At 58.5% G+C, this 15235-nt stretch carries 14 protein-coding genes; 9 read left to right on the forward strand and 5 right to left on the reverse strand.

All coding sequences use genetic code 11. From position 1 onward, the window contains the following. The first annotated feature begins 38 nt into the window (after positions 1-38). Genes iaaA through gsiD form a run of 5 tightly spaced genes read left to right on the forward strand, consistent with a single transcriptional unit; the run spans position 39 to position 6261 of the window. Positions 39-977, forward strand: a complete 939-nt coding sequence (iaaA, locus tag IM303_RS00065) for a beta-aspartyl-peptidase (protein WP_192972081.1) — start codon at positions 39-41, stop codon at positions 975-977. 11 nt (positions 978-988) lie between these two features. Then, positions 989-2860 carry a glutathione ABC transporter ATP-binding protein GsiA gene (gene gsiA / locus IM303_RS00070; RefSeq protein WP_193359468.1) on the forward strand — a complete coding sequence of 624 codons (1872 nt, stop codon included), beginning with the start codon at positions 989-991 and terminating at the stop codon, positions 2858-2860. Between the two features lie 23 nt (positions 2861-2883). Next, on the forward strand, positions 2884-4422 hold the full coding sequence (gene gsiB, locus IM303_RS00075) for a glutathione ABC transporter substrate-binding protein GsiB (protein WP_193359469.1): 1539 nt from the start codon (positions 2884-2886) through the stop codon (positions 4420-4422). Between the two features lie 5 nt (positions 4423-4427). Further along, a complete protein-coding gene (gsiC, locus tag IM303_RS00080; RefSeq protein ID WP_193359470.1) occupies positions 4428-5348 on the forward strand; it encodes a glutathione ABC transporter permease GsiC in 921 nt (306 codons plus the stop codon). 1 nt (position 5349) lies between these two features. Continuing rightward, positions 5350-6261, forward strand: coding sequence for a glutathione ABC transporter permease GsiD (gene gsiD, locus IM303_RS00085; RefSeq protein ID WP_028012480.1), 912 nt, complete (start codon positions 5350-5352; stop codon positions 6259-6261). Between the two features lie 63 nt (positions 6262-6324). Here gsiD and rimO read toward each other — a convergent pair whose 3' ends face one another. Further along, positions 6325-7650, reverse strand: coding sequence for a 30S ribosomal protein S12 methylthiotransferase RimO (gene rimO, locus IM303_RS00090; RefSeq protein WP_041910688.1), 1326 nt, complete (start codon positions 7648-7650; stop codon positions 6325-6327). A gap of 216 nt (positions 7651-7866) precedes the next feature. On the opposite strand from rimO, the gene bssR reads away from it, so the two are divergent. Continuing rightward, entirely contained in the window at positions 7867-8250 is a 384-nt protein-coding gene (gene bssR / locus IM303_RS00095; RefSeq protein ID WP_048960862.1) for a biofilm formation regulator BssR, read from the forward strand. A gap of 108 nt (positions 8251-8358) precedes the next feature. Continuing rightward, positions 8359-9477 (forward strand): PQQ-dependent sugar dehydrogenase, encoded by a 1119-nt coding sequence (locus tag IM303_RS00100; RefSeq protein ID WP_048999337.1) that lies wholly within the window; start codon positions 8359-8361, stop codon positions 9475-9477. Here the strand turns inward: IM303_RS00100 and IM303_RS00105 are convergent, their stop codons facing one another. After that, complete coding sequence (locus IM303_RS00105) at positions 9478-10104, reverse strand: glutathione S-transferase family protein (RefSeq protein ID WP_045259989.1); 627 nt, start codon at positions 10102-10104, stop codon at positions 9478-9480. A 240-nt stretch (positions 10105-10344) separates the two neighbouring features. Here IM303_RS00105 and dacC point away from each other — a divergent pair, with 240 nt between their 5' ends. Further along, positions 10345-11550, forward strand: a complete 1206-nt coding sequence (gene dacC / locus IM303_RS00110; protein ID WP_045260004.1) for a serine-type D-Ala-D-Ala carboxypeptidase — start codon at positions 10345-10347, stop codon at positions 11548-11550. A gap of 97 nt (positions 11551-11647) precedes the next feature. On the opposite strand, the gene deoR is transcribed toward dacC, so the two are convergent. From deoR to IM303_RS00125, 3 genes are all read right to left on the reverse strand, one after another. Next, positions 11648-12406, reverse strand: coding sequence for a DNA-binding transcriptional repressor DeoR (gene deoR / locus IM303_RS00115; protein WP_041910685.1), 759 nt, complete (start codon positions 12404-12406; stop codon positions 11648-11650). Between the two features lie 66 nt (positions 12407-12472). Then, positions 12473-13081, reverse strand: a complete 609-nt coding sequence (ybjG, locus tag IM303_RS00120) for an undecaprenyl-diphosphate phosphatase (RefSeq protein ID WP_193359471.1) — start codon at positions 13079-13081, stop codon at positions 12473-12475. A gap of 7 nt (positions 13082-13088) precedes the next feature. Then, positions 13089-13817 carry a phosphatase PAP2 family protein gene (locus IM303_RS00125; RefSeq protein ID WP_193359472.1) on the reverse strand — a complete coding sequence of 243 codons (729 nt, stop codon included), beginning with the start codon at positions 13815-13817 and terminating at the stop codon, positions 13089-13091. Between the two features lie 168 nt (positions 13818-13985). On the opposite strand from IM303_RS00125, the gene IM303_RS00130 reads away from it, so the two are divergent. Further along, positions 13986-15218: an MFS transporter gene (locus IM303_RS00130; RefSeq protein ID WP_047362755.1), complete on the forward strand. Its 1233-nt coding sequence runs from the start codon at positions 13986-13988 to the stop codon at positions 15216-15218. Positions 15219-15235: the final 17 nt, after the last annotated feature.

A 15235-nucleotide genomic window follows, 5' to 3' on the forward strand; every position in this document is an offset into this window, starting at 1 on the left:
ATAGAAAAAGCCGCGAATCAGGCTAACGGGTGATGCGAATGGTTAATGCGGTAATCGCAATTCATGGCGGCGCAGGGGCAATCACCCGTGCACAGCTCAGTCCCGAGCAGGAAAAGCGCTACATTGACGCGCTGTACGCCATTGTGGAAACGGGCCAGAAAATGCTGGAAGCGGGCGAGAGCGCGCTGGATGTGGTCACCGAGGCGGTGCGCCTGCTGGAAGAGTGTCCGCTCTTTAATGCCGGAATAGGTTCGGTTTTTACCCGGGATGAAACCCACGAGCTGGACGCCTGCGTGATGGACGGCGTCACCCTGAAGGCGGGCGCCGTGGCGGGCGTGAGCCATCTGCGAAATCCGGTGCTGGCGGCGCGTCTGGTGATGGAGGAGAGCCCGCACGTTCTGCTGGCGGGCGCCGGGGCGGAAAAATTTGCCTTTGAGCACGGAATAGAACCGGTATCGCCGGATCTGTTTTCCACGGAAGAACGCTATCAGCAGCTGCTGGAAGCCCGTACGGCGGGCATAACGCAGCTTGACCATACTGCGCCGCTGGATGAAACCACCAAAATGGGCACGGTTGGCGCGGTGGCGCTCGATAAAGCCGGTAACCTCGCGGCGGCGACGTCAACGGGCGGCATGACCAACAAGCTGCCGGGACGCGTCGGCGACAGCCCGCTGCCCGGCGCGGGCTGCTATGCCAATAACGCCACGGCGGCGGTGTCGTGTACCGGCACCGGGGAAGTGTTTATTCGCGCCCTCGCGGCCTACGACATCACCGCGCTGATGGATTACGGCGGGTTAAGCCTGAGCGAGGCCTGCGAGCGCGTGGTGATGGAAAAATTACCTGCCCTGGGCGGCGTCGGCGGGCTGATTGCGGTCGATCGTGAGGGCAACGTGGCCCTGCCGTTCAACAGCGAAGGCATGTACCGCGCCTGGGGTTATGCCGGTGATGAGCCGAGCACGGGCATCTATCGTGAATAAGGGGGCAGCGCGTGCCGCACACTGAAGAACTGGACAACCGCGAGGTGCTGGCTGTCCATCAGCTGAATATTGCGTTTCAGGAAGAGCGGCAGTTCATCCCCGCAGTACAGAATTTATCGTTCTCGCTCAGGCGCGGCGAGACGCTGGCGATTGTTGGCGAGTCCGGCTCCGGTAAATCGGTCACCGCGCTGGCGCTGATGCGCCTGCTGGAACAGACGGGCGGGCAAATCAGCAGCGAGAAAATGCTCCTGCGCCGCCGTAACCGTCAGGTCATCGATTTAAACGAGCTGAGCGGCGCGCAGATGCAGGACGTGCGCGGGGCGGATATCGCGATGATATTCCAGGAGCCGATGACCTCGCTCAACCCGGTGTTCCCGGTCGGGGAACAAATTGCCGAGTCCATCCGGCTGCATCAGGGGCTGAGCGGCGATGAGGCGCTCAAAGAGGCCCGACGGATGCTGGAGCTGGTGCGCATTCCGGAGGCGCAGGCCATTCTGGGGCGCTACCCGCATCAGCTTTCCGGCGGCATGCGCCAGCGGGTGATGATTGCCATGGCGCTCTCGTGCCGTCCGGCGGTGCTGATCGCCGATGAGCCGACGACGGCGCTGGACGTGACGATTCAGGCGCAGATCCTGCAGCTCATCAAAGTGCTGCAGCAGGAGATGGAGATGGGGGTGATTTTCATCACCCACGATATGGGCGTGGTGGCTGACATCGCCGATCGGGTGCTGGTGATGCACAAGGGCAATGCTGTGGAAACCGGTGCGGTCGAGCAGATTTTCCATGCCCCCGAGCATCCTTACACCAAAGCGCTGCTGGCGGCGGTGCCGCGGCTTGGAGCGATGAACGGCAGCGATTTGCCGCGTCGTTTTCCTCTGATTTCCCTGGAGGCGACAGAGCCGCAGGAGGATGAAGGCGAGCAGGACACCGTGGTGTCGGGCAAACCGATACTCGAAGTGCGCAATCTGGTGACCCGCTTTCCGCTGCGCAGCGGAATTTTCAACCGCCTGAAGCGCGAAGTGCATGCAGTGGAAAACGTCAGTTTCGATCTCTGGCCGGGTGAAACGCTGGCGCTGGTAGGAGAGTCCGGCTGCGGGAAATCCACCACCGGGCGAGCGCTGCTCAGGCTTGTGGAGACCCAGGAGGGGACGATAACCTTTAACGGTGAACGTATCGACACTCTGCCAGATAATAAATTACAGGCGATACGGCGAGATATTCAGTTTATCTTCCAGGATCCGTATGCCTCTCTCGACCCGCGCCATACGGTAGGGTACTCAATTATGGAGCCGCTGCGGGTGCATAACCTGCTCGACGGCGAGGCGGCGCAGCGTCGCGTGGCCTGGCTGCTGGAGCGCGTTGGCCTGAAGCCGGAACACGCCTGGCGTTATCCGCACGAGTTTTCCGGCGGGCAGCGGCAGCGTATCTGCATCGCCCGCGCGCTGGCGCTGAACCCGAAGGTGGTGATTGCGGATGAGTCCGTCTCGGCGCTGGATGTCTCGATCCGGGCGCAAATTATCAACTTACTGCTGGATTTACAGCGGGATATGGGCATTGCCTTCCTGTTTATCTCGCACGATATGGCGGTGGTAGAGCGTATCAGCAACCGCGTGGCGGTGATGTTTATGGGGCAGATCGTGGAGATTGGCCCGCGAAGGGCGGTGTTTGAGAACCCGCAGCACCCCTACACCCGCAAGCTTATTGCGGCGGTCCCGGTTGCCGATCCCGCGCACCGCCACGGCCAGCGCGTGCTGCTGCAGGATGAGATGCCGAGCAACATTCGTAAACGCGGCGAAGCCGTGGAGCGCGTCACGCTGCGTGAGGTTGGTCCGGGCCACTTCGTGGCTCCGCCGCGCCAGGACAATGCCTTCTCACGGTTATAACTTACAACAGGCAGGAGAACACAATGGTTACATTTGTAGCGCGTAAATGGTTGTTAGCCGCGAGCGTGACGGCAGCCCTGGCCGCTGCCCCCGCGTTCGCCGCCAAAGACGTGGTGGTTGCCGTAGGCTCCAATTTCACCACGCTCGATCCGTACGACGCCAACGACACGCTCTCCCAGGCGGTGGCGAAATCATTCTATCAGGGGCTTTTTGGTCTCGACAGAGAGATGAAGCTGAAAAATGTGCTGGCGGAGGGGTACACCGTATCCGACGACGGGCTGGTCTATACCATCAAGCTCCGTTCCGGCGTGAAGTTCCAGGACGGGACTGATTTCAATGCGGAGGCGGTAAAGGTCAACCTCGACCGTGCCAGCAATCCTCAAAACAGCCTGAAGCGCTATAACCTGTATAAAAATATCGCCAGCACCGAGGTAGTCGACCCGGCAACGGTAAAAATCACCCTGAAAGAGCCATTCTCCGCGTTTATCAATATTCTGGCGCATCCGGCGACGGCGATGATCTCGCCCGCCGCGCTGAAAAAGTACGGTAAAGAGATCGGCTTCCACCCGGTGGGAACCGGGCCGTACGAGCTGCTCACCTGGAACCAGACCGATTTTGTGAAGGTGAAAAAATTCGCGGGATACTGGCAGCAGGGTCTGCCGAAGCTGGACACCATCACCTGGCGTCCGGTGGTGGATAACAACTCCCGCGCGGCAATGCTGCAAACCGGCGAGGCGCAGTTTGCCTTCCCCATCCCGTATGAGCAGGCCGCCATTCTGCAGAAAAACAGCAAGCTGGAGCTGGTTGCCAGCCCGTCTATCATGCAGCGCTACATCAGCATGAACGTCACGCAGAAGCCCTTTGATAACCCGAAGGTGCGTGAAGCCATCAACTATGCCATTAACCGTCAGGCGCTGGTGAAGGTCGCTTTTGCGGGTTATGCCACCCCGGCCACCGGCGTGCTGCCGCCGTCTATCGCGTATGCGCAAAGCTATCAGCCGTGGCCGTACGATCCGGCTAAAGCGCGCGAGCTGCTGAAAGAGGCGGGTTTCCCGAACGGCTTCAGCACCACGCTGTGGTCGTCGCATAACCACAGTACCGCGCAGAAGGTGCTGCAGTTTACCCAGCAGCAGTTGGCGCAGGTGGGGATTAAGGCGCAGGTGACCGCGATGGATGCCGGGCAGCGTGCGGCAGAAGTGGAGGGGAAAGGGCAGAAAGAGAGCGGCGTGCGGATGTTCTACACCGGCTGGACGGCCTCGACCGGTGAAGCCGACTGGGCGCTGTCGCCGCTGTTCGCCTCGCAGAACTGGCCGCCAACCCTGTTCAACACCGCGTTTTACAGCAATCCGCAGGTGGACAAAGACCTGGCCGATGCCCTGAAAACCACCAAACCGGAAGAGAAAGCCCGCCTCTACAAGGACGCGCAGGACATTATCTGGAAAGAGTCGCCGTGGGTACCGCTGGTGGTGGAGAAACTGGTCTCAGCCCATAACAAAGCGCTGACCGGGTTCTACATCATGCCGGACACCGGCTTTAGCTTTGACGATGCGGATTTAAAATAAACCTCATGCTGAATTATGTTTGTAAACGTCTGCTGGGGCTTATCCCGACGCTACTGATAGTGGCGGTGCTGGTGTTTTTGTTTGTCCACATGCTGCCGGGCGATCCGGCGCGTCTGGTAGCCGGGCCCGAAGCGGATGCCACCGTCATTGAGCTGGTTCGTAAACAGCTGGGCCTCAACCAGCCGCTGTATATGCAGTTTCTGCACTATATGTGCAACGTTCTGCAGGGCGACTTTGGTATCTCGATGGTGTCGAGGCGTCCGGTGTCGGAGGAGATTGCCAGCCGCTTTATGCCCACGTTCTGGCTAACGATTGCCAGCATGAGCTGGGCGGTGGCGTTTGGGCTGGGCGCGGGGATTATTGCGGCCGTCTGGCGTAACCGCTGGCCGGACAAGCTCGGCATGGCCCTGGCGGTGACCGGCATCTCCTTCCCGGCATTCGCGCTGGGGATGCTGCTGATGCAAATCTTCTCCGTCGAGCTGGGCTGGCTGCCGACCGTCGGGGCCGATACCTGGAAGCATTACATTCTGCCCTCCATGACGCTGGGCGCTGCCGTTTCGGCGGTGATGGCCCGCTTTACCCGTGCCTCGTTCGTGGACGTGCTGAGCGAAGATTATATTCGCACCGCGCGGGCGAAAGGAGTCAGCGAGAAGTGGGTCATTCTCAAGCACGGGTTCCGCAATGCGATGATCCCGGTGGTGACGATGATGGGGCTACAGTTTGGTTTCGTGCTGGGTGGCTCTATCGTCGTGGAAAAGGTCTTCAACTGGCCGGGGCTGGGGCGCCTGCTGGTCGATTCCGTCGAGATGCGCGACTACCCGGTGATTCAGGCAGAAGTCCTGCTTTTCTCGCTGGAGTTTATTCTTATCAACTTAGTGGTGGACGTGCTCTACGCCGCCATTAACCCGGCCATCAGGTATAAGTAAGATGCGATTGTTGAACTGGCGGCGTCAGGCCGTTTTGAACGCGATGCCGGGGCTGAAACCGGAGCATGTCCGCACCCCGTGGTCCGAATTCTGGCGACGTTTTCGCCGTCAGCCGGTCGCAATGGCGGCGGGGCTGTTCGTGCTGGTGCTGATTGCCGTGGCGATCGTTGCGCCGTGGGTAGCGCCGTTTGATGCGGAAAACTACTTTGACTACGACCGTCTGAACGACGGCCCCTCAATGCTGCACTGGTTCGGCGTGGACTCGCTTGGCCGCGATATCTTCAGCCGCGTGCTGGTGGGGGCGCAAATTTCTCTCGCCGCCGGGGTAGTCGCGGTGCTGATCGGCGCGGCTATCGGTACCGTGCTGGGGCTCGTCGCCGGGTATTATGAAGGCTGGTGGGACCGCATCATCATGCGCATCTGCGACGTGCTGTTTGCCTTTCCCGGCATTCTGCTGGCGATTGCCGTTGTCGCCATTATGGGCAGCGGTATGGCCAACGTCATCATTGCGGTTGCGGTGTTTTCGATTCCGGCCTTTGCCCGCCTGGTGCGCGGCAACACGCTGGTGCTGAAACAGCAGACGTTTATTGAATCCGCCCGCAGCATGGGAGCCAGCGATACCACCATTCTGTTCAGCCATATTCTGCCCGGGACGGTGTCGTCCATCGTGGTCTATTTCACCATGCGTATCGGCGTGTCGATTATTTCGGCGGCCAGCCTGTCGTTTCTGGGGTTAGGGGCACAGCCGCCGACGCCGGAGTGGGGCGCGATGCTGAACGAGGCGAGGGCCGATATGGTGATTGCGCCACACGTGGCGATCTTCCCGAGCCTGGCGATTTTCCTGACCGTGCTGGCGTTTAACCTGCTGGGGGATGGGCTGCGCGACGCGCTGGATCCGAGGATAAAGGGGTAGTGCAGTGAAATGTGCCGGGTGGCGGCTACGCCTTACCCGGCCTGTAAAAGATGTGCAGTGAGATTAAACCCGGCTACCCCACAGGTCATACTCGTCCGCGTTTTCAACTTTGACGCGAATAATATCACCCGGCTTAACGTTGGTTTCGCCGTTCAGGTACACCGCGCCGTCGATTTCAGGGGCGTCCGCCATGCTGCGGCCAATCGCGCCTTCTTCGTCTACTTCGTCGATGATAACCATGATCTCACGGCCTACTTTCTCCTGCAGACGTTCAGCAGAAATCTGCTGCTGCAGCTGCATGAAGCGGTTCCAGCGCTCCTCTTTCACCTCTTCCGGCACCTGATCCGCCAGCTCGTTGGCGGTTGCGCCTTCCACCGGGCTGTATTTGAAGCAGCCGACACGGTCCAGGCGCGCTTCCTTCAGGAAGTCGAGCAGCATCTGGAAGTCTTCTTCGGTTTCACCCGGGAAGCCGACGATAAAGGTGGAGCGCAGGGTTAGATCCGGGCAGATCTCACGCCACTGCTTGATGCGCGCCAGCTGGCGGTCAACGGAGCCAGGGCGTTTCATCAGCTTAAGGATACGCGGGCTGGCGTGCTGCAGCGGGATATCCAGGTACGGCAGGATTTTGCCTTCCGCCATCAGCGGGATCACATCGTCAACGTGCGGGTACGGGTAGACGTAGTGCAGACGTGTCCAGATACCGAGCTTAGCCAGCTGCTCGCACAGGCCCACCATGCTGGTTTTCACCGGCTCGCCGTTGTGGAAACCGGAGCGGTGTTTGACGTCCACGCCATAAGCTGAGGTGTCCTGGGAAATCACCAGCAGCTCCTTCACGCCCGCATCAGCCAGACGTTTCGCTTCCGCCAGCACTTCGCCAATCGGACGGCTCACCAGATCGCCACGCATGGACGGGATGATGCAGAAGGTGCAGCGATGGTTGCAGCCTTCAGAAATTTTCAGGTAGGCGTAATGACGCGGCGTCAGCTTCACGCCCTGTTCCGGCACCAGGCTCAGGAACGGGTTGTGCTTTGGTTTTGGCACGTAGTGATGAACATGTTCCAGCACCTGCTCGTAGCTGTGCGGGCCGGTGATCTCCAGCACCTTCGGGTGCACTTCGCGGATTTGGTCCACTTTCGCGCCCAGGCAGCCGGTCACGATCACTTTGCCGTTTTCGGTCAGCGCTTCACCGATCGCTTCCAGTGACTCCTGCACCGCGCTGTCGATAAAGCCGCAGGTGTTAACGATCACCATATCGGCGTTGTCGTAGCTTGGCACCACGTCATAGCCCTCGGTGCGCAGTTCGGTCAGGATGCGTTCTGAATCCACCAGGTTTTTCGGGCAGCCCAGGGAGACGAAGCCGATTTTCGGCTGGTGCGTAACATTGCTCATAGGTTAAAAATTCATCAATTATGGAGTTATCAGGGCGGGATTTTACAGCGTATCGCGGGGGATTTATACACTCTTTGCAAGGCGGATGCGCCAGGCCGAGGTTGTAACATTGTAAATAATGTTAATCAGTTAAGAATAATTGATCTCAGGCATTAAACTGTACAAAAAATGACCTTATTCTGAATGTGCAACATGGCTGACAGAGGAGGAAATAGCATGTCCGTTGACAGACTGAAACGCGATCTGCTTAACAAGCTGATCAACGCCCGAATCGACCTGGCCGCCTATCTGCAGCTCAGGAAGGCAAAGGGCTATATGTCAGTCAGCGAAAGCGAACATCTGCGTGATAATCTGTTTGAACTGTGTAATTTCATGCGTGAAAAAGCACCGACCCTGAAGGCGGAATACGATGAATGCGAGCTGATGGCGCTGCGTCGCGCCGCTGAGGTGCTCTCCATTGCAGGGGTATGTTTAATGAACGGACGCCACGACTGCCCGACTTTTATCGCTGTTAACGCGGAGAAGCTTGAAAACTGCCTGACAACGCTCTCTCTTTGCATCATGTGTCTTAACAAGCACGAGACGCTTGCACAGCACTGAGTTCGGGGGGAGGCAACTCCCCCCATCTGATTAAGCTTTTGTAAAAGTGGTAACGCGCCCGGAGGTAATGGCTAATCTTTATGCCATATGCCGAAAAAGGAGCGCTTTATGCCTCGATCCTCGTTGATTTTCCTGCCTGCATTGTTCATTCCGTTTTCGCTTCTTGCTGCGCCAGAGGCGGTAAAGGTTGAGGTGCTGCAAAACCGACTCGATCACCCCTGGTCGATGGCGTTCCTGCCGGGTAATGACGGTTTACTGGTCACTCTTAAGGGCGGGCAGCTCAAGCACTGGCAGGCCGGGAAAGGACTTTCCGATCCCATTGTCGGCGTGCCGAAGGTGTGGGCGAACGGCCAGGGAGGACTGCTGGACGTGGTGCTGGCGCCTGATTTTGAAAAGTCGCGCCGCGTCTGGCTGAGCTACGCCGAAGCCGGGCGTGACGGCAAGGCCGGAACGGCGGTGGGCTATGGCCGCCTGAGCGACGATCTTTCCCGCATCGAGGGATTCCAGGTAGTGTTCCGCCAGATGCCGAAACTCTCAACCGGTAACCATTTTGGTGGGCGACTGGTGTTCGACGGCAAAGGGTATCTCTTTATTGGACTCGGCGAGAACAACCAGCGCCCGACGGCGCAGGATCTGGACAAGCTGCAGGGTAAGGTGGTGCGCCTCACCGAAGACGGTAAAGTGCCGCCGGATAACCCCTTTGTGAATACCCCCGGTGCGCGACCCGAAATCTGGTCTTACGGCATTCGTAACCCGCAGGGGATGGCGATGAACCCGTGGAGCGACACGCTGTGGCTGAACGAGCACGGCCCGCGCGGCGGGGATGAAATCAACATCCCGGAGAAGGGCAAAAATTACGGCTGGCCGCTGGCAACGCACGGCATTAACTACAGCGGGCTGAAAATCCCGGAAGCCAAAGGCGAGCACGTTGAGGGAGCCGAAAAGCCGCTGTTTGTCTGGAAAGTGTCGCCCGCGGTCAGCGGCATGGCGTTCTATAATAGCGACGTGTTCCCGCAGTGGAAAAACAAGCTGTTTATTGGGGCGCTGAAGGAAAAGGACGTTATCGTGCTGAGCGTGGACGGCAATAAAGTGACGGAGGACGGGCGGATCCTGGGCGACCGGGAGCAGCGTATTCGCGATGTGCGAGTGGGGCCGGATGGCTATCTGTATGTCCTGACTGACGAAACGGACGGGCAGCTGTTAAAAGTCAGCCCGTCCGGTGCGTAATCAGGTGACCGGGATCATCACCACGTTACGGTACGCCGGGCGCTCGCTAAGCTGCTTAAGCCAGCGGTCAAGGTTCGGGCGCGGCGTCCATTTCAGACCGAGGTTAGTCAGGTTCCAGACGAACGGCGCTACGGCAATGTCCCCCACGCCGAACGTATCGCCGGAGAACCAGGCGTGCTTCGCCAGCTCATCGTCCATCATCGCAAACAGGTTTTCGCAGGCATCCTGCGCGGCATGAATGGCGGGGTAGTCGCGCTCGGCTTCAGGGGTTCTCACCAGCCCCATCAGGATCACGCGGTGAACGGGAGAGAGCGTCTGATTTGCCCAGTCCATCCACTTCTCACCCTGCGCGCGCTGCGCCGGGTTTTCAACCCACAGGCGGCCAAGACCGTACTGGGCGGCGAGGTAACGCACAATGGTGTTGGACTCCCAAAGGGTTGCGTCTGTTTCGTCATCGCGCAGCAGCGGCACCAGGCCGTTCGGGTTCATCGCCAGATAGTCGGCCTCTTTGTTCACGCCGAACGACATGCCAGCCATGATTTGGTTAAACGGTAAATCCAGTTCCTCCAGCGTCCAGAGCACTTTCTTCACGTTGGTCGAATTATTCCTGCCCCACAGCGTAATCATATTTACTCCTGATGAGTGTGAATCCGGGTCGGCTTTTTGCCATGGTGAGATAAACCTAACAATTACGCAACAGAAGACAAAAAAATCGCCTGAATCAAAGCGTAAATGAATGTTATTGCATAAACTTTAATAACTTTACCCTCGTTGGGTTTCTTTAACCGTTTTAGTGCGCTATTACTCATCGCTTCTTGCGACACGGTGATGTGACGTAATTTTTGAATGGACACTCGGGTGGCATTTATGACGCGAAAAATGACTTCTCTGCGCAGCCTGGCGGCAGGCTCTGCGCTCCTTTTCCTGTTTGCACCAACACTCTACGCGGCTGAACAGGCTGCGCCCGAAGCGCCGCCTGTGGACGCGCGCGCCTGGATACTGATGGACTATTCCAGCGGTAAGGTGCTGGCGGAAGGCAATGCGGATGAGAAACTCGATCCGGCCAGCCTGACCAAAATCATGACCAGCTATGTGGTCGGGCAGGCGTTAAAAGCGGGCAAGATCAAGCTGGACGATATGGTCACCATCGGGAAGGATGCCTGGGCGACCGGCAACCCGGCGCTGCGGGGCTCGTCGGTGATGTTCCTGAAGCCAGGCGATCAGGTCTCCGTCTCCGATCTGAACAAAGGGGTAATCATTCAGTCGGGAAATGATGCGTGTATCGCGCTGGCCGACTACGTTGCCGGCAGTCAGGATTCTTTCATTGGTTTGATGAATGGCTATGCGCAAAAGCTCGGCTTAACCAACACCACCTTCAAAACGGTCCACGGCCTGGATGCGCCGGGACAGTTCAGTACCGCGCGCGACATGGCGCTGCTGGGAAAAGCGCTGATCCACGACGTGCCGGATGAATACGCCATCCACAAAGAGAAAGAGTTTACCTTCAACAAAATTCGCCAGCCGAACCGCAACCGCCTGCTGTGGAGCAGCAACGTTAACGTGGACGGAATGAAGACCGGCACTACGGCCGGCGCGGGCTACAACCTGGTGGCCTCCGCGACGCAGGGCGACATGCGCCTGATCTCGGTGGTGCTGGGCACCAAAACCGACCGCATCCGCTTTAACGAGTCAGAAAAACTGCTGACCTGGGGCTTCCGCTTCTATGAAACCGTGACGCCGATTAAACCGGATGCCACGTTCGTCAGCCAGCGCGTCTGGTTTGGTGACAAGAGCGAGGTGAATCTGGGGGCGGGTGAGGCCGGTTCCGTGACCATTCCACGTGGTCAGCTGAAAAACCTGAAAGCAAGCTATACCCTGACTGACCCGCAGCTCACCGCGCCGCTGAAAAAAGGCCAGGTGGTTGGGACGATTGATTTCCAGCTAAACGGTAAGTCGATTGAACAGCGTCCGCTGATTGTGATGGAAGCGGTGGAAGAGGGCGGCTTCTTCAGCCGGATGTGGGATTTCGTGTTGATGAAATTCCATAGCTGGTTTGGCAGCTGGTTTAGTTAAGTTTTATGCCGGGTGGCGCTGCGCTTACCCGGCCTACGTTTTTTCTCCCTCTCCCTGTGGGAGAGGGCCGGGGTGAGGGCATCAGACCGCACCCCGTTTAATACATCAACTTCACCTGCTGCGCCTTCGCGTGGGCCACAATCTCGTCGTCCGGCCGGCAATCGCTGACGATGGCGTCAAACTGCGCCAGCTCGCCCATTCTTGCCGAACGCACCTTGCCAAACTTGCTGTGATCGACCACCAGCACATGATACTGCGCGGCATTTAACGCCCAGTTCTTCACCGGCAGCTCCTCCAGATTAAAGCAGGTTGCACCCTGGCGCACGTTCACGCCTGCGGCAGAATAAAACGCGATGTCCGGGCATAAATTGCTAAGCGTGTCCTGCAGGTTAAGCGGCTTAAAGATGGCGTTGCTGGCGTGAAACTCGCCGCCGCAGAGGATCACCCGGCACTCGGGTTTCTCCTGAAGCGCCAGAAAGGTGTTCAGGGAGTAGCACACGGCGGTAAAGGGAATACTGCTGTCAATGGCTTCGATAATCCACGGCGTAGTGGTGCCGCAGTCAAAAAACAGCGTCTGGTGCGGCTGAACCAGCGTGGCCGCAAGGCGCGCGGCTTTGCGCTTCTCTTCAACCAGACGCGTCTTCTGGTCGCTGATCAGATAATGGCTGGCGCTGCGCGGCTCAAGGACGATGTACCCGCCCAGCAGTACCACGGGGGCGCTGTCGCTGTTCAGATCGCGACGAATGGTCATCTCTGAGACGCCGAGGAGGTTGGCGGCTTCCTTCAGATGCAGCTTATCGCTGCGCTTCAGCGCCTGCAGCAGCTGAGCAATGCGGTCATCGCGTCGTGTTTCCATAGTTCCTCGGGATAAAAAAGTGAGCCCCCGCAGGGCGGGGGCTCAGTGTAACCTGTCCGGTTGGGATTAGTCACGTATCCAGCCCTTACGGATCGGGATGGCAAAAATGGCGCGATAGAGCGAAGAGAGCCCGCGGTAGAGCGCCTCACCGAAGAGATTCCACAGGATAGCCGCGCTCACGCAGCCAATCAGCCCCACCAGGAAACCACCCACCATATCCAGCGGCCAGTGGACGCCAAGATAGACGCGCGACCAGGCGATAGCCACAGCGGCCACCATCAGCACCGCACCCGACCACAGGCGATGCCAGAACAGGAAAGCCAGCGCGAAGGTGAAGATCACCGTACCGTGATCGCTCGGGAAAGAGTCATCCGGCGCGTGGTGCAGGAAGGTGTAGCCAATGCGATCGACAAAAGGACGATCGTGCGGGAACGCGTGGCCGAGAAGATAGCTGACCAGCACGCTTACCCCGAGCGCCATCGCGACTTTGATCACCAGCTGGCGCTGTGCCTTAACCTGGCTGCGCGGCCCCCACAGCCAGAGAATGGCAGCCAGCGCAGGCACGATGCTGATAAGGTCTTTCGCCAGAAAGGTGGCAAAATCAATCATCCACTCTGGCGAGGCCGGGGTGGCGTTGATCAGATAAAACAGCTGATAATTCAGATTCTCTAGCATAGCGTAATCACTCTTTTGCAAACCGGGTGGAAACCAGCCCGTAGACCGCCACCTGGGAAAACCAGACCCACCACCCGGCCCACAGGTTGTGAGAGAAAAAATGTGCCCCGCGCATCACCTGGCCGAAGCCCATCGCCAGACCCAGAACCGCGCCAAGGACCACAAAGCTCCAGGCGAGACGCGGACGCTCGCGCCAGAAGGCAAAAAACAGCCCCATCACCATAAAGCCGCTGGAAGAATGGCCACCCGGGAAGCAGCGGCCCGGGCCGCTGTCTGCCGGAACGGCGCTGAACAGGGGGTAAGACACGGCCTTACCGCCATATTCCACCAGATCCCACGGGCAGCTGTGGTGGCTGATGCTTTTCAGCACGCCAACCACCAGCGCGCCAAGCCCCATCAGCAGCGCGGCTGTGACAAGCCTTGCGTTACGTTTGTAAGCGCCGTAAAGCAGCGCCCCGGCGCCTAAGGCAATCGCAATGTACTTCGCCAGACGATGATTCAGCAGATCCAGCAGGTGGTCTTTCTGCAGCGGGAAAGTCTGTGTCGCCGCGTCATACCAGAAGCCGGTGATCCATCTGTCGAGCGCTTCATCGCGCGATAGCCACGTAAACACCACGGCAAGGGCTAACAGCACCAAAAGCTGATAACCATAAAAGCGGGACGGTAAGCGGTAAAGCTGTTTTGTCTTATTAGTCTGTAAGTTAGACAATTCTGAACGGCTGGAAGTGAGTGCCATAATTAGGGATCATCGACGAGTAATCGCGCTATCATAAATCTGTCAACTTAAGGAAACCTTAAACGAAGACGATATGTGCTTTATTTCTGTTTCTCCTCGATAAATCACTATCTCGGATTACGGCATTTCATTAAACTCGTCGCGATTTTGTCATTATAAAGAGATTGCATGTTAAACCGTTCTTCTTCTGGTTCACGTCTGGGTCGTCAGGCGTTGCTTTTCCCTCTGTGTCTGGTGCTCTACGAATTCTCTACCTATATCGGCAACGATATGATCCAGCCCGGTATGCTGGCCGTTGTGGAGCAGTACAACGCGGGAATCGAGTGGGTGCCGACCTCCATGACCGCCTATCTGGCTGGCGGCATGTTTTTGCAGTGGCTGTTAGGCCCGCTGTCGGATCGTATTGGCCGCCGTCCGGTGATGCTGACAGGCGTGGTGTGGTTTATCGTTACCTGCCTCGCCACGCTGCTGGCGCAAAACATTGAACAATTTACCCTGTTGCGTTTCCTGCAGGGGGTGAGCCTGTGCTTTATCGGTGCCGTGGGGTATGCAGCCATCCAGGAGTCGTTTGAGGAGGCGGTGTGTATCAAAATTACCGCGCTGATGGCGAACGTGGCGCTGATCGCCCCCTTACTCGGGCCGCTGGTGGGAGCCGCGTGGGTGCATGTGGCCCCCTGGGAAGGGATGTTTGTGCTTTTTGCCGTTCTCGCCGCCATCGCCTTCTTTGGCCTGCACCGTGCGATGCCGGAAACGGCCACCCGTCTGGGCGAAAAACTCTCGCTGAAAGAGCTGGGCCGGGATTACAAAGCCGTGTTGCAAAATGGCCGCTTTGTGGCGGGGGCGCTGGCGACCGGATTCGTTAGCCTGCCTCTGCTGGCGTGGATCGCGCAGTCACCGGTGATTATCATCAGCGGTGAAAAGCTCAGCAGCTACGAGTACGGCCTGCTGCAGGTGCCGATCTTTGGCGCGTTGATTATCGGTAACCTGGTGCTGGCCCGTCTGACGTCTCGCCGCACCGTGCGTTCACTGATTATCATGGGCGGCTGGCCGATTGCGGCAGGGCTGATTCTGGCTGCGGTAGCGACCGTCGCGTCATCCCACGCCTACCTGTGGATGACGGCGGGGCTGAGCATTTATGCCTTCGGAATTGGCGTGGCGAACGCTGGCCTGGTGCGCCTGACCCTGTTTGCGAGCGAGATGAGTAAAGGTACGGTCTCTGCGGCGATGGGCATGCTGCAGATGCTGATTTTTACCGTCGGTATCGAGGTGAGCAAGCACGCTTACGCGCTGGGCGGCAACGGGTTGTTCAGCCTGTTTAACCTCGCCAACGGCGCGCTGTGGGTTGGCCTGATGGTGGTGTTCCTGAAGGACAAACGCGTCGGAAACGCCCTGCAACCATAATCTTTTTTCCCTCTCCC

The sequence above is a fragment of the Enterobacter cloacae complex sp. P38RS genome (assembly GCF_014930775.1).
In the GTDB taxonomy this organism is placed as follows: domain Bacteria; phylum Pseudomonadota; class Gammaproteobacteria; order Enterobacterales; family Enterobacteriaceae; genus Enterobacter; species Enterobacter bugandensis.